Source organism: Streptomyces barkulensis, assembly GCF_002843305.1.
Lineage (GTDB): Bacteria > Actinomycetota > Actinomycetes > Streptomycetales > Streptomycetaceae > Streptomyces > Streptomyces barkulensis.
In genome coordinates this window covers 1-21,773 of record NZ_PGSG01000029.1, presented here as the reverse complement: position 1 = coordinate 21,773, position 21,773 = coordinate 1, and the positions used below count along the sequence as shown (strand labels likewise).

Genomic DNA, 21,773 nt, shown 5'->3' with positions numbered 1-21,773 from the left:
AGGGCTATACGGGGCAGCAGGCGTCTGCGGCGCTGCAGCGCCAGTACGGACCCTTCCCACTCCTCGGGCGGGGGTGCGTGGTCTCTCACCGGGTGTGTCCTTCTTCTCGGCAGCACAGGTCGCCGCTGATCCGACCACCGGTCCGACCGGAAAAGAAGTGAGATCTTCACCGATTCCGCGTACAACTTCCCACAGGCTTCACAGGCGCCGGGCACTCCTCAACTCCCGCCGCCGCAAGGAGGGTTGGATGACCACCGGAAAGCGGAGCCGCGTCCGGGCGCCGCAGAGCTCGTGGATCGCCTTCGGGACGGTCGCCCTGGTGATCGCCGGATCGCTCACCCTGGTCGCGCTGGACGTGCTCAGCCAGCCTCTGAGCCGCCGCACGGTGGTCACCGGCCTCCTGCTGCTGATCGTCCTGCCCGCCGTGCTGCTCGGCCAGTACGCGCCTCCCCCCTACCGGCTCCCCTACCGCTGGCGGTGGTGGCTGCTGGGCGCTCAGGCGCTGCTGACCTATCTGCCGATCCTGCTCTTCCCCAGTCCCTGGCTCAGCCTGCTGGGCTTTCTGGCCGGAGCGGTCCTGCTGACCGTCCCTCCGCCCTCCTCGGTGGTGATCGCGGCCGGTGTCGTCGCCAGCGGGCCGCTGCTGGCCGGGACGCTGGTCGACACCCCTCGCAGCTCCCTGAACGTGCTGGTGTCCAGTGTGATCACGGCCAGCAGCGTCTACGGCGTGGCGCACCTGGCCCTGCTCGCCTCCCGGACGCAGGCCGCGCAGGACCAGGCCGCCCGGCTGGCCGAGCAGCGCGAACGCGACCGGGTCGCCCGGGACCTGCACGATCTGCTGGGGTCCTCGCTGGTGTCGATAGCGGTCCGGTGCGAGTCCGCGCTGCACCGCGCGGGGACCTGTGGTGCGGGCGCGCCCGCTTCCCAGGATTCCACCCGGCGCGCGCTGGCCGAGGCCGCGGCGCTGGCCCGCCGTACGCACGCCGAGGTACGGGCGGTGGCGCACGGGCGGCTGTCGGTGTCGCTGCAGGCCGAGATCGTCCACGCCCGGCGGCTGCTCACCCAGGCCGGCATCACCACCCGTGTCACCGCCCCGCCGGACAGCCGGCTGTCGCCGGCCGTGGGCAACTGCCTGGGCGCGGCGCTGCGGGAGGCCACCGGCAACCTCCTGCGGCACAGCCGGGCCGTGAACTGCGAGATCGCCGTGAACCAGCACGACGGGCGGGTGGAGCTCACCGTCGCCAACGACGGCGCTCCGCGCCGCCGGCCGCTCACCGGCGCGGGGCTGGCCGGCCTGGCGGCCTGGTCGGCGGTGCTCGGCGGCGCCCTGACCTTCGCGGCCGGGGACGGATCGTTCCGGCTGTCGGTCGTGCTGCCGCTAGATCCAGCCGTTGCGCTCGGCGATCCTGACGGCGTCGACGAGGGTGCGGGCATGGAGTTTGCCCACCGCGGAGGATATGCGGTTGCGCACCGTACCCACGCCGAGGAATAGCTCCGCGGCGATCTCCCGGGCCCCCGCCCCGCCCGCGGACAGCCGCAGCACCTCGGCCTCACGCGCGGTCAGCGGGTTCTTCCCCAGTTCCGAGCTCTGTTCGGCCAGACGGGGGTCGACGGCCCGTCCCCCGGCCGCGACGGTTCGCACGGCCGAGGCGAGCTCACCCGGCGTGGTGGTCTTCAGCAGGTAGCCCGCCGCCCCCGCCTTCAGTGCCCTGCGCAACAGTCCGGGGCGGTCCAGCGCGGTGAGCATCAGACAGCGGCACGCCGGAAGCCTCTCGCGCAGCCGTGCGGCCACCGATATGCCGTCCAGACCGGGCAGATCGATGTCGAGGACCACGACGTCGGGCCCGTGCCGCAGGGCCGCCTCCAGTGCGGCCGGGCCGTCGGCCGCCTGCCCGGCGACCTCGATGCCCAGTTGTCCGTCCAGAATCTCCGCCAGTCCCGCCCGCACCACGTGCATGTCCTCGGCGACCAGCACTTTGATCATGGGATCAGTATGCCCGCCCGGCATCCGGCCCCACACGGCCACCGGGCCCGCCCCCTCCTGGAGAGGGGGCGGGCCCGGTGCGCGTTGTCGGAAGGCGCGTGCGGCGCCGGGGTCAGGCCGCCGTGCCGGCGGTGGCGTACGCCCTGAGTTCGGCCGCCAGCTCCTCGTGGACACGGGCCGCGAGCAGTGTGCCGCCCTCGGTGTGCTCCTCGGAGAGGACCTCCCCGTCGGCGTGGACCCGGGAGACCAGGTCGCCACGGGTGTAGGGCACCAGCACCGTCAGCTCCACGGCCGGGCGCGGCAGTTCCCGGTCGATCAGCTCCAGCAGCTCGTCGATGCCCTGCCCGGTCCGGGCGGAGACGGCGATGGCGTGCTTCTCGGCGCGCAGCAGCCGCGCCAGGGTCAGCGGATCGGCCGCGTCCGCCTTGTTGACCACCACGATCTCGGGCACCTCCACCGCGCCGACGTCCCGGACCACCTCGCGCACGGCGGCGAGCTGCTCCTCCGGTGCCGGGTGCGAGCCGTCGACCACGTGGAGGATCAGGTCGGCGTCGCCGACCTCCTCCATCGTGGAGCGGAACGCCTCGACGAGGTGGTGCGGCAGATGGCGTACGAAGCCGACGGTGTCGGCCAGGGTGTACGCGCGCCCGCTGGGGGTCTCGGCACGTCGCACGGTCGGGTCGAGGGTGGCGAACAGCGCGTTCTCCACCAGCACGCCCGCGCCCGTGAGACGGTTGAGCAGCGAGGACTTGCCCGCGTTGGTGTATCCGGCGATGGCGACCGACGGCACCTTGTTGCGGCGCCGCTCCTGCCGCTTGACGTCGCGGCCGGTCTTCATCTCCGCGATCTCCCGGCGCATCTTCGCCATCTTCTCGCGGATCCGCCGCCGGTCGGTCTCGATCTTGGTCTCACCGGGACCGCGGGTGGCCATGCCGCCGCCGGAGGATCCGGAGCCGCCACCGCCCATCTGCCGGGACAGCGACTGGCCCCAGCCGCGCAGCCTGGGCAGCATGTACTGCATCTGCGCGAGCGAGACCTGCGCCTTGCCCTCGCGGGACTTGGCGTGCTGGGCGAAGATGTCGAGGATCAGGGCGGTGCGGTCCACCACCTTGACCTTGACGACGTCCTCGAGGTGGATGAGCTGGCCCGGGCTGAGCTCGCCGTCGCACACGACGGTGTCGGCCGCCGTCTCGACCACGATGTCGCGCAGCTCCTGCGCCTTGCCCGAGCCGATGTAGGTGGCCGGATCCGGCTTGTCGCGGCGCTGGATCACACCGTCGAGGACGAGCGCGCCCGCGGTCTCGGCGAGGGCGGCGAGTTCGGCGAGGGAGTTCTCGGCGTCCTGTGCGGTGCCGGAGGTCCACACGCCCACGAGCACCACGCGCTCCAGCCGCAGCTGCCGGTACTCGACCTCGGTGACGTCCTGCAGTTCGGTGGAGAGACCCGCGACGCGGCGGAGGGCGGCGCGCTCGGAACGGTCGTACTGGTCGCCGTCGCGCTCGCCGTCGATGTCCTGGCTCCAAGCGACGTCCTCCTCCATCAGGGCGTCGGCTCGGCGGTACGTCTCGGCGAGGCGCTGGCCGTTCTGCGGAAGGGAGGAAGAGAAGGTCAAGTGAGTCCTTACGTCGATGGAGTGAAGGTATCCGGGTCAACGTGTGCGGCACCCGGAACATTCCCGTCGGCACGGGCACGGACACGAGTACGGACGCGGGCCGCGGCCCGCCCGGACACGACGATGGTGGCACGGCGCGGCCCGGCCGTCACCTGGTTTGCGCGGCATCCCGGCCCTTCCGGGGGCCGGGCTCCCCCGAGCGGCCCCCGAGCGGCCCCCGAGCGGGCTCCTCAGGGCTGGGGGCTGGTGGCCCGGACGACGTCGTAGACGCCGGGCACCTCCCGCATGGCGCGCATCAGCCGGGGCAGCTCTCCGGCGTCCTCCAGCCGCAGGGTGTAGGTGTGCCGCACCCGGTGCTCCCTGGGTGGTTCCACCTCGGCGGAGACCACGGCGGCCCCTTCCGCCGCGATGGCCTCGGTCAGATCGGCGAGGAGGTGCGGGCGGCTCAGCGACTCGGCGTGCAGCGTCACCCGGCAGCCCGCGCCGGAGTCCTGCCACCGCACGGACACGGTCTCGCGCCCGGCGGCGGTCATCCGGGCCACGGTGGGGCAGCCCTCCCGGTGGGCGGTCACCGCGCCGCCGCGCACCGCGAAGCCGACCACGGCGTCGGGGGGCACCGGCGTGCAGCAGCGGGCCAGCCGCACGGGGGCGCCTGGCATCCCGGCCACGGCCGCGGGCCTCTGGCGGGGCCGGGCGGCCCGGCGCGGACCGCCGGGTACGGCAGGCGGGCCATCGGGTACGGCGGCAGGGGGGAGGGCGGGCTCCCGGGCCGCGCTCGGAGGGGCCGTACGGGCCTGCCCGCCCGCTCCCTCCGACCGCTCGCCGCCCTCCGCGCAGGCATCGAGCCAGGTGCGGATGGCGATCCGCGCGGTGGGGGTGCGGGCGTGCTCGAGCCACTGCGGGGAGGGGCCGGACGTGCCCTCGGGAGCCATCAGCAACTGCAGCGAGTCGCCGTCGCTCAGCACGGTGCCCAGCGCCGCGAGCCGTCCGTCCACCCGGGCGCCGACCAGGGCGTGCCCGGCCGCGCCGTAGCGGGCGTAGGCCGCGTCCACGCAGGTGGCGCCCGCGGGCAGGTGGAGGGCGGCGGTCCGGCCGGGGCCGCCCGGATCGGTGCAGAAGACGGTGATCTCGCGGTCCTGGGCGAGGTCGTCGCGCAGTTCGGCCCAGAAGGTGTCCGGGTCGGGCGCGTGGCTCTGCCACTCCAGCAACCGCTCCAGCCAGCCGGGACGGGTGGGGTCGGCGCGTCCGTCGTCCGCGGCGGCCGTCTCGCCGGCGGGGTCGGCACCGGAGGCACCGGAGGCCCGGTGCGGGTCGCCGAGGGCGATCACCCCGGCCTCGGCGACCCGGTGCATCCGGTGGGTGCGGACCAGGACCTCGGCCACCCGCCCCCCGGTGTCGGCGACCGCGGTGTGCAGCGACTGGTACAGGTTGAACTTCGGCACGGCGATGAAGTCCTTGAACTCCGACATCATCGGTGTGAAGCAGGTGTGCAGTTCTCCCAGGACCGCGTAGCAGTCCGCGTTCTCGGCGACCAGGATCAGCAGCCGCCCGAAGTCGCAGGGGCCCAGCTCGCCGCGTTTGGCGCGGGCCCGGTGGACGGAGAGGAAGTGTCGCGGCCGGATGAGGACCTCGGCGGCGATGTCCGCCTCGCGCAGTACGGCCCGCACCGACTCGGCGATCTCGGCGAGCGGGTCGGCGCCGGCGTTGTGCCCGCGGATCAGCTCCCGGGTGCGGGTGTACTCCTCGGGGTGGAGGACGGCGAAGGCCAGGTCCTCCAGCTCGGTCTTGAGCGCCTGCACGCCCAGCCGCTCGGCCAGCGGGATCAGCACGTCGCGGGTGACGCGGGCGATGCGCGCCTGCTTCTCGGGCCGCATCACGCCCAGGGTGCGCATGTTGTGCAGCCGGTCGGCGAGTTTGATGGACATCACCCGCACGTCGTTGCCGGTGGCCACCAGCATCTTGCGGAAGGTCTCCGGCTCGGCGGCGGCGCCGTAGTCCACCTTCTCCAGTTTGGTGACACCGTCGACGAGGTAACCCACCTCCTCGCCGAACTCCGCCCGCACCTGTTCCAGCGTCACCTCGGTGTCCTCGACGGTGTCGTGGAGCAGAGAGGCCGTCAGGGTCGTGGTCTCGGCACCGAGTTCGGCCAGGATCAGGGTGACGGCCAGCGGGTGGGTGATGTACGGCTCGCCGCTCTTGCGCGTCTGCCCCCGGTGCGAGGACTCCGCCAGGACATAGGCACGGCGCAGTGCGTCGAGGTCGGCGCGCGGGTGGTGGGCGCGGTGCGCCTTGGCCACGTGCTCGATGGCGTCGGGGAGGGCGTGACGGGGCGACGGACCCAGGAGGGCCGCACGACCGAGCTTGCGAAGGCTCCGTACTGCGCTCATGGCACCTCCCACTGCGTCGGGGGGCTTGATCCTACCGAGCCTCCCACACCCCGCGGGCCGCCTCCCGTCCGCAGTGGCCGGGATCACCCGTTCGAGCGGTCGCCCTCAGGAAACGGCGAGCAGGCCGGGGTCGATCGTGCCCTCGGCGACGATCACGGCGGGGCCGGTCATCTCGATACCGCCGTCCGGATGTTCGGTGATCACCAGCCGCCCGCCGGGGACGTCGACGGTGTAGGTGACCGGAGCGCCGTCCGCGGCCGGGTCCGCGCCGTCGCGGCGGGCGGCGGCGACCATGACCGCGCAGGCGCCCGTACCGCAGGAGCGGGTCTCGCCGGAACCGCGCTCGTGCACCCGCAGGGCCACGTGGCGCGGCCCCCGGCCGACGACGAACTCGACGTTGACGCCCTCGGGGTAGGCGGTGGCCGGTGCCACGGCCGGGGCGGTGGTCAGGTCGCCGGCGTGGGCGAGGTCGCCGACGAAGGCGACGGCGTGCGGATTGCCCATGTCGACCTGGAGCGCGGACCAGCTGCGCTCCCCCACCGTGACGGTGACGTCCGTCCCCGTGCCGCCGGGCAGCTTGGCGGCGCCCATGTGGACGGTGACGCCGCCGTCCTCGGCCAGGCGCACCCGGCGCACACCGGCCCGGGTGGCGACGGCGAGGTCGCCGGCCCCGGCCAGCCCGGCGCGCTGGAGGTAGCGTGCGAAGACCCGTACGCCGTTGCCGCACATCTCCGCGACGCTGCCGTCGGCGTTGCGGTAGTCCATGAACCACTCGGCCTCGCCGGCCATCGGGCGCGCCTCGGGGTGGGCCGCGGAGCGCACCACCCGCAGCAGGCCGTCCCCGCCGATCCCGGCACGCCGGTCGCACAGCCGGGCCACGGCCGCGGCGGACAGATCCAGTGTCCCGTCCGGGTCGGGGATGATCACGAAGTCGTTCTCGGTGCCGTGCCCCTTGAGGAACGGCACGGGCGTGCCTGCGGCCCCTGCTGCGCTGTTCACGGTGCCCATCGTACGGGGCGGAACCCGCCCGCCGGCCGGGCCGGCGGGCGCTAGCGGAGCCGGGCGACGCGCCAGACGGCCAGCGCCACGAGGGTGCCCACGATCAGCGTGTACAGGACGACCAGACGCCAGTCGGGGCGCTCTCCGGAGCCGCGCGCCGGCAGGCCCGGCCAGGCGAGGCCGACGCGGCGGGCGGCCATCATGCCCCAGCCCGCGGCGCAGCAGCTGAGGAGCAGTCCGAGCATGGCGACCACCGCCCCTCCCTCACCGAGACCGAAGGCGAGCGGGAAGGCGAACATCAGCGAGCCGGCCGCGCCCAGGCCGACGATGGGGGCGAGCTGCCACAGCCGCAGCTTCCGGGGCGGGCGGAGTTCGCCGTAGGACTCGTCCTCCTCGGGGGCCGCTTCCTCCAGCACCTCGAGTCCGTCCCCGTCCTCCAGTGGGCCCGCGCCGTCCAGGGGCCTCGGACCGTCCAGGGGCCTCGGGTCGTCGCCGGCCGCGCCGTCGGCGCGGAGCTGCTCGACGACCGGTTCGTCGCTGTTGCGGGGGCCGGCCTCCATCGCCACGTGCCCTCCCAACTCCCGGCTCTGCGGCTCGATCGGCGGTCGATGCTCGCCGATGCTCGCCGATGCTCGCCGATGCTCGATGATGGCACGCCGGAGCGGCCGTCCAGCGCCCGCTGGGCGTCCCGATGCCATCACGTGATCAGGCTGTGACCGCTCGTTCGAGGAGGGCCAGCGCCCTGTCGGGCAGTTCGCCACGATCGTCCGCCGCGCCGCTGAGCCAGTGGACACGCGGGTCGCGGCGGAACCAGGAGTCCTGGCGCCGCGCGAAGCGCTTGGTGGCGCGTACGGTCTCGACGCGCGCCTCGTCCTCGGTGCACTCACCGGCCAGAGCGGCCAGGATCTGCTGGTAGCCCAGGGCCCGCGAGGCCGTGCGGCCCTCGCGCAGTCCCGCGCGCTCCAGCTCTCGCACCTCCTCGACCAGCCCGGCCTCCCACATCCGGTCCACCCGCCGGGAGATCCGCTCGTCGAGTTCGGGGCGTGCGACGTCGACCCCGATCTGGAGGGTGTCGTAGACGGATTCGGGGCCGGGGAGGTTGGCGGTGAAGGGGCGGCCGGTGATCTCGACGACCTCCAGGGCGCGGACGATCCGGCGGCCGTTGCCGGGCAGGATCGCGCGGGCCGCCTCGGGGTCGACGGCGGCGAGCCGGGCGTGCAACGCCCCGGAGCCGGACTCGGCCAGCTCGGCCTCCAGCCGGGCCCGCACGGCCGGATCGGTGCCGGGGAACTCCAGGGCGTCGACGGCGCCGCGCACGTACAGCCCGGACCCGCCCACGAGCACGGGGGTGCGCCCCTGGGCGAGCAGACGGTCGATCTCGGCGCGGGCCAGACGCTGGTACTCGGCGACGCTGGCGGTGACCGTCACGTCCCAGACGTCCAGAAGGCGGTGCGGGACGCCCTGGCGCTCCTCCTGAGTCAGCTTGGCGGTGCCGATGTCCATGCCCCGGTAGAGCTGCATGGAGTCGGCGTTGATCACCTCGCCGCCGAGATGCCGGGCCAGAGCGACGCCCAGGTCGGACTTTCCGGCCGCGGTGGGTCCGACCACGGCGATGACACGGGGGTTGGGGGGTGAGCTGCTCACGGCCCAAGTCTCGCAAACACACAAGGAGGGCTCCGAGCGGGTCACGCGGCGCCACACGTCCGCGCCCCTCGCTCGTCGCTCGTCGCCCGTCACCCGTCGCCCGTCGCCCGTCACGGCGTACCGGCCCGCGGCCGGGCAACCGGGGTGCGGGCCGGTGAACCGCTCCGTGAGGCGCGGAACCGCGACCGCGCGAGTAAGGTCTGAGGTGTATATGAGGCGATTCGCACCATTGTCGGCGATGCGCGAGTGGGCCGGGGCCCCGCCCCGGGGCGGGGGTCACCGGCGGAGCGCGAGAGGACCGCGAGAGAACGGAAGTGACCGCCATGGGCATCATGGACAGGGTCAGGGGCATGGCCGGCCGCCGCGGCGGGAAGGCCGGGGAGACGTCCGGTGGCGGAACCGGAGGCAGGCACCGGCGCCGCACCGGGACCCGAGACGCGAAGATCCAGGAGGCGCGGGAGCGGATGACCCGTGAGAGGGACGAGAAGGGGGACACCGCCGGCCCCGCCGCCTGAGCGGCCTCCGTCCCCGCCGCACGGCGGGGACGGAGGGGGCGGGCCGGCCTACGACCAGCTCGCCACCAGATAGCCGACACCGTAGGGCGCCCGGTCGTACAGCAGCCGCCCCTTGAGCCCCGCGTTCCCGGCCGCGCCGGCCAGCACCTGCCAGCAGGCCCGGCCGGACGCCTTCAGCTCGTAGGCCAGCTCCTCGTCGAGGGCCAGCAGCCCGGCGGGGTCGGCCGCGCCCAGGGCACGGGCCGCCTCCGCGTCGAAGGCGGCGGCACGCTCGTCGAAGTAGCCGGGGGCCTTGATCGTCCGGCAGGCGCTGCCGTCGCCCATGACCAGCAGCGCGACGCGCTCCGCCGAGGCGGCCAGCTCCCGCCCGGTCTGCGCGCAGCGCTCCTTCGGCAGCGGCTCCCCCACCGCGATCCCCTCCACCGGCGCCGCGCCCCAGCCCGTGCGTTCCAGCAGCCAGGCGCCCACGGCCAGGGACGGCGGCAGCGGATGCCCGGCGGACGGGCCCTCGCCCGACCCCAGCCGGACCTCCAGACCGACCCCGAAGGCGTGGAAGGAGCCGGTGGCGCCCTGCGGGTACCTGCCCCGGCCCGCCGGATCGGCGGCGCCGACGACGACGAGCCGGCCGGGACGCGCGGCGGCCAGGACGGCGATCGCGTCGTAGCAGGCGGCTCGGGCTTCGTCCATCTCCTGGGCGGCGCCTCCCGCCACCTCGGGCACCAGCAGCGGCGGGCAGGGGCATACGGCGGCGGCGACAAGCATGGCTCGCAGCCTACCGCCGCACGCCCTCCCCGCGGTCGGGCGCACAGGGGCCCGCACACGTCTGACCAGCGCACAACCGGCGCGCACCTGGCGCGCATCCGACACAGGCCGGCGCGCGTACGCCGGACCCGTGCGTCTGTGCGCCGCGGAGGGCGGGTGCGTCAGCGGGCGGTGCAGCCGCCCGGCGCGGCGGGCAGCGGCTCGGGAGCGCCGACGGTCGGCAGCCCGAGCATCACGCCCCGGGGCCCGGCCGCGGGAGCGGCGTTGCGCCGCTCCCAGGCGTCGCCCGCGCGGGTGCGCCGCACTCCCAGCACCGCGCCCTCGGCCAGCAGGTGGTGCGGGGCGGCGTAGGTGACCTTGACGGTCGCCATGTCCCCCGGGCGCGGTACGTCGTCGTCGGGGCGGGTGAAGTGGACCAGGCGGTTGTCGGGGGCGCGGCCCGACAACCGGCGGGTGGCGCCGTCCTTGCGGCCCTCGCCCTCGGCCACCATGACCTCCAGTGTCCGCCCGACCTGCCTCTTGTTCTCCGCCCAGGAGATCTCCTCCTGGAGGGCCACCAGACGCTCGTACCGCGTCTGCACGACCTCCTTGGGGATCTGCCCGTCCATCTCGGCTGCCGGGGTGCCGGGGCGCTTGGAGTACTGGAAGGTGAACGCCTGCGCGAAGCGGGCCTCGCGGACGACGTGGAGGGTCTGCTCGAAGTCCTCCTCGGTCTCGCCGGGGAAGCCCACGATGATGTCGGTGGAGATCGCGGCGTCGGGGATCGCGGCCCGGACCTTCTCGATGATGCCCAGGAAGCGCTCCTGCCGGTAGGAGCGGCGCATCGCCTTCAGCACGCGGTCGGAGCCGGACTGCAGCGGCATGTGCAGCTGCGGCATCACGTTCTCCGTCCCGGCCATGGCGGCGATGACGTCGTCGGTGAAGTCGCGCGGGTGGGGGGAGGTGAAGCGGACCCGCTCCAGACCCTCGACCTTCCCGCAGGCGCGCAGCAGCTTGGAGAAGGCCTCGCGGTCGCCGATGTCGGATCCGTAGGCGTTGACGTTCTGCCCCAGCAGGGTGATCTCGGTGACGCCCTCGGCGACCAGCGCCTCGACCTCGGCCAGGATGTCGCCGGGCCGGCGGTCCTTCTCCTTGCCGCGCAGCGCGGGGACGATGCAGAACGTGCAGGTGTTGTTACAGCCGACCGAGATGGAGACCCAGGCGGCGTACGCGCTCTCGCGCCGGGTCGGCAGCGTGGAGGGGAACGCCTCCAGCGACTCGGCGATCTCGACCTGCGCCTCCTGCTCGACGCGGGCACGCTCCAGCAGCACCGGCAGACTGCCGATGTTGTGGGTGCCGAAGACCACGTCGACCCAGGGCGCGCGCCGCACGATGGTGTCGCGGTCCTTCTGCGCCAGGCAGCCGCCGACCGCGATCTGCATGCCCGGCCGGGACGCCTTCTTCGGGGCGAGGTGGCCGAGGTTGCCGTACAACTTGTTGTCGGCGTTCTCCCGCACCGCGCAGGTGTTGAAGACGACCACGTCGGCGTCTTCGGCGTCCCCCGGGGCCCGGACATAGCCCGCGTCCTCCAGCAGGCCCGACAGGCGCTCGGAGTCGTGGACGTTCATCTGGCACCCGTAGGTGCGCACCTGGTAAGTCTTCGCACTCATCTCAGTCGACAGGGTACGCGCTCCCCCGCCCGCCCCGCCTCTCCCTTCCGCACACCGGTCCTGGCAGGATCGGTGCCATGGTCTCCCCGCACATACGGCGCCCGTGGGCGCGGCGGCCGCTGACGGCCGCCGGAGCCGCGGTCGCCGTGCTCGCGCTGCTGCTGTGGTGGCTGCTGCCCGGCGGCGGCCCGGCGCCCGGCGGCCAGGTCGTCTTCACCACCGGAGCCCGCGGCGGGGTCTACGAACGCTACGGGGAGCTGCTGAAGGAGCAGCTGGGCCGCGACCTGCCCGAGGTGGACGTGACACTCGTGCCCAGTCAGGGCTCGGTGCAGAACATAGAGCGGCTGGTCTCCGGCGAGGCGTCCTTCACCATCGCCGCGGCCGACGCGGTCGCCGCCTACGTCAACTCCGGCGGAAAGGACGCCGACCGGCTGCGGGCCTGCGCGCGGCTGTACGACGACTACATCCAGCTCGTCGTCCCGGCCGACTCGCCGGTGCGCGCCGCCGAGGACCTGGAGGGGCTGCGGGTCGGGCTCGGACAGCAGCGCTCCGGTGTCAACCTGATCGCGGGCCGGCTGCTGAAGGCCGCGGGCCTGGACCCGGACAAGGACATCCGGCCGGTACTCCAGGGCATCGACCGGATGCCGGAACTGCTGCTGCGCGAGGAGCTGGACGCCTTCTTCTGGTCGGGCGGGCTGCCGACCGGCGCGATCGAGGAACTCGCCGAGGCCACCGAGATCCGCCTCGTCCCGCTGGGCGACCTGGTGCCGGTGCTCCACGCCCAGGAGCCGCAGACCCGCTCCTACCGGGCGGCCCTGATGCCCTCCGACGCCTATCCCGCCGTCCGGGACGGCAAGGCCGTCGAGACGATCGCGGTGGCGAACCTGCTGGTCACCATGGACGGCACGGACGCCGCACTGACCGAGGGGATAACCCGCTCGGTGATCAACAGCCGGGACCGCATCGGCCGCGCGGTCCACGCCGCGCAGAAGGTCGACCTGCGCACGGCCATCTACACCCACCCGCTCCCGCTGCACCAAGGCGCCGAGCGCTACTACCGCTCCGTGAAGTCCTGAGCCGGTCCGGTGCCAGTCCGCTCCTCACCCCGCGTCCGGCGCGTTCCGCGGCAGGGCGATCACCACGCGCAGGCCGTGCGGCTCGTTGCGGGCGAAGGAGATCTCCGCCCCGCCCGCGGTGAGCAGCGCGCGGGAGATGGACAGGCCCAGGCCGGAGCCGGAGACGTTCTGGTGGCGGCCGCTGCGCCAGAAGCGGTCCCCGACCCGGTTCAGCTCCTCCTCGGCGAGGCCGGGCCCGTGGTCGGCGACCTCGATGGTCACCCGCCCGCCGCCCGCGGTGACGGCGACCGTGACCGACTCCCCGGCGGGGGTGAACTTCACCGCGTTGTCCACGACCGCGTCCAGCGCGCTGGAGAGCGCGACCGGGTCGGCCCAGCCGGTCACCGCGCCCTGCCCGGTCGCGCGCAGCTCCACCCCTTCGCGGTCGGCGACCGGACGCCAGGCGGCGACGCGTTCGGCGGCGAGCGCGGCGATGTCGGTCAGCCGCAGGTCGGCGGGCGTGTGCTCGGCCAGTGCGAGGTCGAGGAGGTCGTCGAGCACCCGGGCCAGCCGCTTGCCCTCGGCCCGCACCGAGGCGATCTCCTCGTTGCCCTCGGGCAGTTCCAGGGCCAGCAGGTCGATGCGGAGCAGCAGGGCCGCCAGCGGGTTGCGCAGTTGGTGGGAGGCGTCGGCGACGAAGGCGCGCTGCTGCTCCAGGACGGTCTCGACGTGGTCGGCCATCTCGTTGAAGGACCGGGCCAGGCGCTGGAGCTCCGGCGGTCCGCTCAGGGCGGCCACCCGGGAGGCCAGCCGCCCGGTGGCGATGTCGTGGCTGGCCTTGTCCAGTACGCGCACCGGTTTGAGGACCCAGCCGGTCAGCCGGACGGCGAGGGCGACGGCGACGAGCATGGCGGCCGCCTCCCCGGCGGCCAGCGGCAGCCAGCCGTGCAGGATGCGCGAGCGCATCGGCCCGGTGGGCGAGTCGGTGAGGACGACGGCGACGACGTCGCCGTCGCGCACGACCGGTGAGGCGACCGCGATCCGGCCGTCCTGCCAGGGCCACACCTGGGGCGGGTCGTGGCTGCGGCGCCCGGCCAGGGCCTCGGCGAAGGCCGCGGCGCCCTCTCCCCGGCGCGGGGGCCGCCAGGCCGCCGGGGCCGCGGCCATCGGGCTGCCGTCGCGGTAGAAGACGCCGGCCCTGATGCCGTACAGATCGTGGTAGCGGGTGAGTTCGTCCCGCAGGGTGGCCAGCCGCTCGTCCTGCTGGCGGGCCTCGGCCGTGGTGGGGCTGCGGGCCGGGGGGCGGGTGGTGACGTACTGCGCCAGGGAGGCGAAGCGCGCGGTGTCGTCGATACGGTCGACGACGACGTGCTGCTGCTCGGCGGCTGCCATGCTCGCGGCGAGCGGGAAGCCGAGGGCGAGCAGGACGGCGGCCATCAGGGCGTTGAGGAGGGCGAGGAGGCGTGTGCGCACGGCGGGCGGTCCGCTTTCGTCCCGGTCCTGGTCCCGGCCTCAGCCGGTGGGGGCGACGAGCCGGTAGCCGACTCCGCGCACCGTCTCTATCAGGGCGGGCAGGGCCAGCTTGGAGCGGAGCGAGGCGATGTGCACCTCCAGGGTGCGGCCGGTGCCCTCCCAGTTGGTGCGCCAGACCTCGCTGATGATCTGCTCGCGGCGGAAGACGACGCCGGGGCGCTGGGCGAGCAGCGCGAGCAGGTCGAACTCCTTGCGGGTCAGGGAGACCGCCTCGCCGTGCACCGTGACCCGGCGGGTGTCGGTCTCGATGGTCAGCGGCCCCAGGCTCAGCTCTCCGGTCCCCGCCGCCCGGGTGCTTCCCCCCTCCCCGCCCGCGGTGCGGTCGGCGCCGGGGTCGCCCGGTGCGCCGGCCGGTGCGGCGGCGGGGGCGGCGGCGGGGGCGGTGCGGCGGCTGACGGCGTGGATCCGGGCGAGGAGTTCGGCGGTGTCGTAGGGCTTGACCACGTAGTCGTCGGCGCCGAGGTTGAGGCCGTGGACGCGGGAGCGCACATCGGCCCGCGCCGTGACCATGATCACCGGGGTGCTGGTCAGCCGGCGGATGCGGCCGCACACCTCGAAACCGTCGATGTCGGGCAGACCGAGGTCGAGCAGCACCACGTCGAAGGGGGGCGCGGCGCCGTCCGGGAGCAGGCGTCGCAGGGCCTCCTCGCCTCCGCGGGCGTGCACCACCTCGAAGCCGTGCCGGGCGAGTACGGCGGACAGCGCCGCGGCCACGCGGTCGTCGTCCTCGACGAGCAGCAGTCTCATGGCCCCTCTCCTCCCCCGGCGCTCCCCCGTGTGTCTTCCCGGACCCTCCCGGGCGTGGCAGTCATCCACTCCGATCCGGCCCGGTGCGTCAAGACCCGGCGGGCCCGCGTCCGCACGAACCCCCACGTTAAGCAGCCGATACGCCGACCGGTGAACCTTTCGGGCGATAAGTTCCTTTGCGGCTGAATCGTTATGCTCAAGTTCAGCTCAGATGGGATGACGCTGCTCAGCGGTGGTCACTAAGGTCCCCTCAACCGACGAGGACGGAGCGAATGACGCCGATGAGCAATGTATCGGTGACCAAGGACGCCGCACCGACGGCGGAGAACCTGGTCGTCCTGGACAATGTCAACAAGCACTTCGGTGCCCTGCACGTCCTTCAGGACATCGACCTGACCATTGCGCGGGGCGAGGTCGTCGTCGTCATCGGGCCCTCGGGGTCCGGGAAGTCCACGCTGTGCCGCACCATCAACCGCCTGGAGACGATCGACTCCGGGACGATCCTGATCGACGGCAGGCCGCTGCCCGCCGAGGGCAGGGAACTGGCCCGGCTCCGCGCCGATGTCGGCATGGTCTTCCAGTCGTTCAACCTCTTCGCGCACAAGACGGTGCTGGAGAACGTCATGCTGGGCCAGCTCAAGGTCCGCCGCGTCGACAAGAAGGCGGCCGAGGAGAAGGCCCGCTCCCTGCTCGACCGGGTGGGCGTGGCCAACCAGGCCGACAAGTACCCCGCCCAGCTCTCCGGCGGTCAGCAGCAGCGTGTGGCCATCGCCCGCGCGCTGGCGATGGACCCGAAGGTGATGCTCTTCGACGAGCCCACCTCCGCGCTCGACCCCGAGATGATCAACGAGGTCCTGGAGGTCATGCAGCAGCTCGCGCAGGGCGGCATGACGATGGTCGTCGTCACCCATGAGATGGGCTTCGCCCGCTCCGCCGCGAACCGGGTGGTCTTCATGGCCGACGGGCGGATCGTCGAGGAGGCCACTCCCGACCAGTTCTTCAGCAACCCGCGCAGCGACCGCGCCAAGGACTTCCTGTCGAAGATCCTCCACCACTGATCCGGCAACGGCTCAGCGGACCTTTGCACGATACGACTCCAGGGATGTTCACCATGACCCTCCGCAAGTCCGGCCTCGTGGCCGCCACCGCCGTCGTCCTCGCCCTGACCGCCACCGCGTGCGGCGGCGGCGCCAGCGGCTCCGACGACGAGAAGATCAACATCGGCATCAAGTTCGACCAGCCGGGCCTGGGTCTGAAGACCCAGGACGGCGAGTACACCGGCTTCGACGTGGACGTGGCCAAGTACGTCGCCAAGGAGCTGGGCTACGACGAGAAGGACATCGTCTGGAAGCAGGCTCCCAGCGCCGAGCGCGAGAACATGATCGTCAACGGCGATGTGAAGTTCATCGCCGCCACCTACACGATCAACGACGAGCGCAAGGAGCGGGTGGACTTCGCCGGCCCGTACTTCCTCGCCCACCAGGACCTGCTGGTGCGGAACGACGACGACACCGTCCGGAGCGAGGAGGACCTCAACAGCAGCGAGATGAAGCTCTGCTCGGTCACCGGCTCCACCTCGGCGCAGAACGTCAACAAGAAGTTCGCCCCGAAGGCCAACCTGATCAACTACGGCGGCTACTCGGAGTGCCTGACCGGCCTGGAGAACGAGGCCGTCGACGCCCTGACCACCGACGACTCCATCCTGGCCGGCTACGCGGCGCAGAAGGAGCACCAGGGCAAGTTCAAGCTCGCCGGTCTCAACCTCAGTGACGAGCCCTACGGCATCGGCCTGAAGAAGGGCGACACCGAGCTGCGCAAGAAGATCAACGACGCTCTCGAGAAGATGGTCGACGAGGGCGCCTGGGAAGAGGCCGCGAAGAAGCACTTCGGCCCGGCCAACTACGAGTACGAGCCCGCCCCGGAGATCACCGAGACGAACTGACGCCGTCCGCGGTGCGCCGCGGCCGTCCGCGGGCGGCGGCGCACCGCACCTCCGACGGTGTCCGACGAGACGCCATCCGACGAGGCGAGAGCGCGGGAGAACGTGTTCGACTTTCTTGATTCCGGGCAGTACGACGTGCTCGGAGCCTTCTGGGTGACGGTGCAGCTCACCGTTTATTCGGCGATCGGCTCCCTGGTGTGGGGAACGATCCTGGCCGCCATGCGGGTCAGTCCGGTGCCGCTGATGCGCGCCTTCGGCACCGCCTACGTCAACGTCGTACGGAACACCCCGCTGACGGTCATCATCCTGGCCGCCTCGCTGGGGCTCTTCCAGACGCTGGGGATCACGCTGGCCGGGGGCAGCGACTTCGAGACGATCGGCTTCAGGCTCGCCGTGCTCGGCCTGATCGCCTACCACGCCACCTTCGTGTGCGAGGCACTGCGCTCGGGCATCAACACGGTGCCCGTCGGGCAGGCCGAGGCGGCGCGCGCCCTGGGGCTGAGCTTCTTCCAGGTGCTGTTCCTCATCATCCTCCCGCAGGCTTTCCGCTCCGTCGTGGCGCCCCTGGCGAACGTCCTGATCGCCCTGACCAAGAACACCACGGTGGCGGCCGCCATCGGGGTGGCGGAGGCCGCGGCGCTGATGAAGACGATGATCGAGTACGAGAGCGACGCCATCTTCCTGGTCTCCGCGATGTTCGCCTTCGGGTTCGTTGTCCTGACACTCCCGACCGGCATGCTGCTGGGCTGGGTCAGCAAGCGCGTGGCGGTGAAGCGATGAGTGACCTCTCCGTTCTGTACGACGCCCCGGGCCCGCGGGCCAAGGCGCGCAACATCCTCTACTCCGTGGTGTTCCTGCTGCTCCTCGCCCTCGCCCTGTGGTGGGCGCTGGACACCATGGCCGACAAGAACCAGCTCGAGGCGGCGAAGTGGAAGCCGTTCGTCGCCGACGGCCGGGTGTGGACGACATATCTGATCCCCGGCCTGCTCAACACCCTCAAGGCCGCGGCTCTGTCGATCGTCATCGCGCTCCCGCTGGGCGCGCTGTTCGGCATGGCCCGGCTGTCGGACCACCGGTGGGTCCGTGTCCCCGCCGGCGCCGTGGTGGAGTTCTTCCGCTCCATTCCGGTGCTGCTGATGATGTTCTTCGCCAACGCGGCGTACGCGCAGTTCACCGACCTGTCCTCCGATGTGCGCCCGCTGTACGCCGTGGTGACGGGCCTGGTGCTCTACAACGCCTCGGTGATCGCCGAGATCGTGCGGGCGGGCATCCTGTCGCTTCCCTCGGGCCAGACGGACGCGGCCAAGGCCATCGGCATGCGCAAGGGCCAGATCATGTTCTACGTGCTGCTGCCGCAGGCGGTCACGGCGATGCTGCCGGCGCTGGTCAGCCAGCTCGTGGTGATCGTCAAGGACACCGCGCTGGGCGGCGCGCTGCTGGGCTACATGGAGCTCCTCAGCCAGGTGCGGGTGATCACCGCCAACTACGGTGCCAACACCATCGCGGCCTTCACCGTGATCGCGCTGATCTTCATCGTGCTGAACTTCCTGCTCACCAGCTTCGCGAGCTGGCTGGAAGGGCGGCTGCGGCGCGGCAAGCGGTCCACCGGGGCCGTGCTGCACGGCGGCGGCGAAACGGAGATGGAGTTCGACGAGCCGCACGTCGAGCCCCACGCCCGGAAGTAGCCGCTCGCCGCTCCCCCCTTCCGCGCCCGTTGTGCATCCACTGCCTGTGCCCCCGTCGCTTGACGGGGGCACAGGCAGTGGGTTGCATACGAGGTGTGATCGTGTACCGGGCTCCATCGGCTCCACCCCCTCCTCCCTCCCCGGACCGTGAGAACCGCCCGGACCGCAAGAACTGCGAGGGCCGCCCGTCGTGGACCCGGTGATCGTCGTCGGCGCGGGACCCGTCGGGCTCGCGCTGGCGCTGGCGCTGGCGCGCCACGGTGTGCCGTCAGTGGTGCTGGACGGCGGTGACGGCGAGGTGGAACAGCGCACGGCGCGCACCTGCGTCCTGCGGCCGGACACGGCGGCGTACGCGGCGACGCTGGGCGGCGCCCGGTGGGCGGCGTGGCGCACCGAGCGGCGGCGACAGCCGGTGCGGCGGGTCGAGTTGGACGCCCGGACCTCGCCGGTGCACATACAGCAGTACGCGCTGGAGCGGGGCATGCGGGCCGCGCTGGAACGGGAGCCGCTGGCCGAGATCGTCACCGGGGCCCGCCTGGACGAGCTGGAGCAGGACGAACGGGGGGTCTCGGCCCACACCCGCGGCGCTCCCGGTTCCGCCGGCGCCTGGTGGCGGGGCAGTTATCTGGTGGGGTGCGACGGTGCCCGCTCCACGGTGCGCAAGCTGCTGGGGATCCGCTTCCCCGGGCGCACCTCCGTCGAGCGTCACGCGGTGGCGGCCCTGCGGGTGGAACTGCCCTGGGACGGCGAGGCGCTGCTGCACCGCGATGTGCCCGGCGGGGAGAGCGAGGTGGTGGCGCGTCCGCTGCCCAACGGCGTGTGGCGGCTGGACTGGCTGCTGCCACCGCGTGGCGATCTGGTCACCCCGGACGCGCTGCTGGCCCGGATACGCGACACCCTGACCGCATGGTGCGGGGAGGCTCCTCCCCCTTACGAACTGCTGGACACCGGTGTGCACATCGCCCACCAGCGGCTGGCTCGGCACTGGCGCTCGGACCGGGCCTTCCTGGCCGGGGACGCGGCGCGTCTGCTGGGGGCGCTGGGCACCCAGCCGGTCGACGAGGGTCTGCGGGACGCGGCCAATCTGGCCTGGAAGCTGGCGCTGTGCCTGCGCGGCCGAGCGCCCGGAGAGCTGCTCGACAGCTACGAGGCCGAGCGGCGCGGCGCGGTGGGGGCCCGGCTGCGCGCCCTCGACCAGGCGCTGCCTCTGGTGCGCGGGGGCGGGGGACTGCGCACCCTGCTGTCCGGTGCCTCACGGGGGCATCCGGAGCTGCTGACGGACGGGCATCTGGGCCGGGGGCCACTGGGCTCGCCCCCGTGTTACGGACGTTCGCCGCTGGCGCCCGGGCATGACGCCGTTCCCGGGGCGCTCGCGGTCGGGACCGAGCCGGGGTCGCCTGTACGGGACGTACCGGTGACGGCCCTGGACGGGACGCGAGGGCGGCTGTGGGAGCGGCTGGGCGGTGAGCTGCTGGTGCTGCTGGTCGCGCCCGGCACTCATGTGTGGGACAGCCGCCACTGGCTGTCGGCCGGACTGATGCCGGAGCTGGCCGCCGTGGTGGAGCGGCTTCCGGTGCCCGCTGAGCTGCTGGTGGCCGAGAGCTATCCGGGCGCGGTCGCCCACACCGCTCTGGTGATCCGCCCGGACGGACATCTGGTGACCGCGCTGCCCGGCGCGCGGACCGGCGAACTGCGTGCCTGTGTGGACGTGGTGCGCGGCGCCCTGGCCGGGGAGGCGGCCACAGCGGGTCCGTGATCCCGCCGCCGACCGGTGTCACCGCCGGTCGGTGCCGTGCGGCTCAGTCCCCGCCGTACAGGGGGTACTCCTCCACGTCCTTCCCCTCCGCTTCCAGCGCCTCCCTCACGACCCGGAGGGCGAGCCCCTCGGGGTAGCCCTTGCGCGCCAGCATCCCGGCGAGCCGGCGCAGCCGCCTGTCTCGTTCCAGCCCTTTGGTGGCGCGCAGTTTGCGCTCCACCAGGGCTCGGGCGGTGCGTTCCTCCCGCTCCGGATCCAGCTGCTCCACCGCATGGTCGATCAGTTCGGAGTCCACGCCCTTGTGCCGCAGTTCCCGGGCGAGGGCCCGGCGGGCGAGGCCCCGGCCGTGGTGGCGGGACTCCACCCAGGCGTCGGCGAACGCCGCGTCGTCGATCAGCCCGACGTCCTCCAGCCGGGAGAGCACCGACTCGGCGACGTCCTCGGGGATCTCCCGCTTGCGCAGTGCCTCGGCGAGTTGCCCGCGGGTGCGCGGCGTTCCGGTGAGCAGGCGCAGGCAGATCGCCCGCGCCCGCTCCTCCGGGTCTGCCGGTGGCTCCCCCTGACGTCCCGCCACGGCTCAGCTCTTGGCCGCTGCGGTGCTCTTGACCGCCTTGGCACGTGTCGTCGGCGCGGGCACCGTCTTCGCCGCCGCGGCCGGGGCGGTCTCGGCTTTGGCCACGTCCGCGCCCGATTCGCCCTCGGGGGCCTCGGTCTTCGGGCCGATGCCGAGCTTCTCCTTGATCTTCTTCTCGATCTCGTCGGCCAGATCCGGGTTGTCGCGCAGGAAGTTGCGGGCGTTCTCCTTGCCCTGCCCCAGCTGATCGCCCTCATAGGTGTACCAGGCGCCCGACTTGCGGATGAAGCCGTGCTCCACCCCCATGTCGATCAGCCCGCCCTCCCGGCTGATCCCCACCCCGTAGAGGATGTCGAACTCCGCCTGCTTGAACGGCGGCGCCACCTTGTTCTTGACCACCTTCACCCGGGTGCGGTTGCCCACCGCATCGGTGCCGTCCTTGAGCGTCTCGATCCGGCGGATGTCCAGCCGCACCGAGGCGTAGAACTTCAGCGCCCGCCCACCGGTGGTCGTCTCCGGCGACCCGAACATCACTCCGACCTTCTCGCGGAGCTGGTTGATGAAGATGGCGGTGGTCTTGGACTGGCTGAGCGCACCGGTGATCTTGCGCAGCGCCTGGCTCATCAGCCGCGCCTGCAGGCCCACGTGCGAGTCGCCCATCTCGCCCTCGATCTCCGCGCGCGGCACCAGCGCGGCCACCGAGTCGATCACGATCAGGTCCAGCGCCCCGGAGCGGATGAGCATGTCGGTGATCTCCAGCGCCTGCTCGCCGTTGTCGGGCTGGGACAGGATCAGCGAGTCCACGTCCACCCCCAGCCGCTTGGCGTACTCCGGGTCCAGCGCGTGCTCGGCGTCGACGAAGGCGACCGTGCCGCCCATCCGCTGGGCGTTGGCCACCGCGTGCAGGGTCAGGGTGGTCTTGCCGGAGG

The 21,773-nt window shown here is 72.9% G+C and carries 19 protein-coding genes and 1 pseudogene; 8 read left to right on the top strand and 12 right to left on the bottom strand.

The features are described from left to right. The first annotated feature begins 247 nt into the window (after positions 1-247). The gene (locus CUT83_RS06835; protein ID WP_101254983.1) at positions 248-1,492 is read left to right on the top strand and encodes a sensor histidine kinase; all 1,245 of its coding nucleotides are present in this window, start codon (positions 248-250) and stop codon (positions 1,490-1,492) included. Here the strand turns inward: CUT83_RS06835 and CUT83_RS06830 are convergent. The 6 genes from CUT83_RS06830 to miaA all read right to left on the bottom strand — a co-directional run bounded on the left by CUT83_RS06830 (position 1,379) and on the right by miaA (position 8,626). After that, a complete protein-coding gene (locus CUT83_RS06830) occupies positions 1,379-1,984 on the bottom strand; it encodes a response regulator transcription factor (protein WP_101254982.1) in 606 nt (201 codons plus the stop codon). The genes CUT83_RS06835 and CUT83_RS06830 overlap by 114 nt on opposite strands. A 112-nt stretch (positions 1,985-2,096) precedes the next feature. Then, entirely contained in the window at positions 2,097-3,596 is a 1,500-nt protein-coding gene (gene hflX, locus CUT83_RS06825) for a GTPase HflX (protein WP_101254981.1), read from the bottom strand. A 230-nt stretch (positions 3,597-3,826) separates the two neighbouring features. Then, on the bottom strand, positions 3,827-5,983 hold the full coding sequence (locus CUT83_RS06820) for a RelA/SpoT family protein (protein ID WP_101254980.1): 2,157 nt from the start codon (positions 5,981-5,983) through the stop codon (positions 3,827-3,829). A gap of 105 nt (positions 5,984-6,088) precedes the next feature. Then, entirely contained in the window at positions 6,089-6,991 is a 903-nt protein-coding gene (dapF, locus tag CUT83_RS06815) for a diaminopimelate epimerase (RefSeq protein WP_101254979.1), read from the bottom strand. 41 nt (positions 6,992-7,032) lie between these two features. Next, positions 7,033-7,542 carry a hypothetical protein gene (locus CUT83_RS06810; RefSeq protein WP_101254978.1) on the bottom strand — a complete coding sequence of 170 codons (510 nt, stop codon included), beginning with the start codon at positions 7,540-7,542 and terminating at the stop codon, positions 7,033-7,035. A gap of 145 nt (positions 7,543-7,687) precedes the next feature. Continuing rightward, on the bottom strand, positions 7,688-8,626 hold the full coding sequence (miaA, locus tag CUT83_RS06805) for a tRNA (adenosine(37)-N6)-dimethylallyltransferase MiaA (protein WP_101254977.1): 939 nt from the start codon (positions 8,624-8,626) through the stop codon (positions 7,688-7,690). Between the two features lie 323 nt (positions 8,627-8,949). Here miaA and CUT83_RS06800 point away from each other — a divergent pair, with 323 nt between their 5' ends. Beyond that, on the top strand, positions 8,950-9,141 hold the full coding sequence (locus CUT83_RS06800; RefSeq protein WP_101254976.1) for a hypothetical protein: 192 nt from the start codon (positions 8,950-8,952) through the stop codon (positions 9,139-9,141). Positions 9,142-9,189: 48 nt separating this feature from the next. Here the strand turns inward: CUT83_RS06800 and CUT83_RS06795 are convergent, their stop codons facing one another. Both CUT83_RS06795 and miaB read right to left on the bottom strand, forming a co-directional pair. After that, entirely contained in the window at positions 9,190-9,903 is a 714-nt protein-coding gene (locus CUT83_RS06795; RefSeq protein WP_101254975.1) for a class III extradiol dioxygenase subunit B-like domain-containing protein, read from the bottom strand. Between the two features lie 161 nt (positions 9,904-10,064). Next, positions 10,065-11,552, bottom strand: coding sequence for a tRNA (N6-isopentenyl adenosine(37)-C2)-methylthiotransferase MiaB (gene miaB, locus CUT83_RS06790; protein WP_101254974.1), 1,488 nt, complete (start codon positions 11,550-11,552; stop codon positions 10,065-10,067). A 77-nt stretch (positions 11,553-11,629) separates the two neighbouring features. Here miaB and CUT83_RS06785 point away from each other — a divergent pair, with 77 nt between their 5' ends. After that, positions 11,630-12,628: a TAXI family TRAP transporter solute-binding subunit gene (locus CUT83_RS06785; protein ID WP_101254973.1), complete on the top strand. Its 999-nt coding sequence runs from the start codon at positions 11,630-11,632 to the stop codon at positions 12,626-12,628. Positions 12,629-12,652: 24 nt separating this feature from the next. On the opposite strand, the gene CUT83_RS06780 is transcribed toward CUT83_RS06785, so the two are convergent. Continuing rightward, positions 12,653-14,080: a sensor histidine kinase gene (locus tag CUT83_RS06780; protein WP_101254972.1), complete on the bottom strand. Its 1,428-nt coding sequence runs from the start codon at positions 14,078-14,080 to the stop codon at positions 12,653-12,655. A 39-nt stretch (positions 14,081-14,119) separates the two neighbouring features. Beyond that, positions 14,120-14,887, bottom strand: coding sequence for a response regulator transcription factor (locus tag CUT83_RS06775; RefSeq protein ID WP_101254971.1), 768 nt, complete (start codon positions 14,885-14,887; stop codon positions 14,120-14,122). A gap of 281 nt (positions 14,888-15,168) precedes the next feature. Between CUT83_RS06775 and CUT83_RS06770 the strand changes: the two genes are divergently transcribed. The 5 genes from CUT83_RS06770 to CUT83_RS06750 all read left to right on the top strand — a co-directional run bounded on the left by CUT83_RS06770 (position 15,169) and on the right by CUT83_RS06750 (position 20,270). Next, positions 15,169-15,945, top strand: a complete 777-nt coding sequence (locus tag CUT83_RS06770) for an amino acid ABC transporter ATP-binding protein (RefSeq protein ID WP_093851307.1) — start codon at positions 15,169-15,171, stop codon at positions 15,943-15,945. 53 nt (positions 15,946-15,998) lie between these two features. Beyond that, complete coding sequence (locus CUT83_RS06765) at positions 15,999-16,829, top strand: glutamate ABC transporter substrate-binding protein (RefSeq protein ID WP_165869610.1); 831 nt, start codon at positions 15,999-16,001, stop codon at positions 16,827-16,829. A gap of 102 nt (positions 16,830-16,931) precedes the next feature. Continuing rightward, the gene (locus CUT83_RS06760; RefSeq protein WP_093851289.1) at positions 16,932-17,609 is read left to right on the top strand and encodes an amino acid ABC transporter permease; all 678 of its coding nucleotides are present in this window, start codon (positions 16,932-16,934) and stop codon (positions 17,607-17,609) included. Further along, positions 17,606-18,514, top strand: a complete 909-nt coding sequence (locus CUT83_RS06755) for an amino acid ABC transporter permease (RefSeq protein WP_101254969.1) — start codon at positions 17,606-17,608, stop codon at positions 18,512-18,514. Before CUT83_RS06760 ends, CUT83_RS06755 begins: the two co-directional genes overlap by 4 nt. Before the next feature lie 190 nt (positions 18,515-18,704). Next, complete coding sequence (locus tag CUT83_RS06750; protein WP_101254968.1) at positions 18,705-20,270, top strand: FAD-dependent monooxygenase; 1,566 nt, start codon at positions 18,705-18,707, stop codon at positions 20,268-20,270. Positions 20,271-20,313: 43 nt separating this feature from the next. Here the strand turns inward: CUT83_RS06750 and recX are convergent. Next, positions 20,314-20,962 (bottom strand): annotated as a pseudogene (gene recX, locus CUT83_RS06745) (recombination regulator RecX). After that, positions 20,848-21,773 (bottom strand): recombinase RecA (recA, locus tag CUT83_RS06740; protein ID WP_101254966.1); only part of this gene is annotated, 926 nt, incomplete at its 5' end. The pseudogene recX and the gene recA, both read right to left, overlap by 115 nt.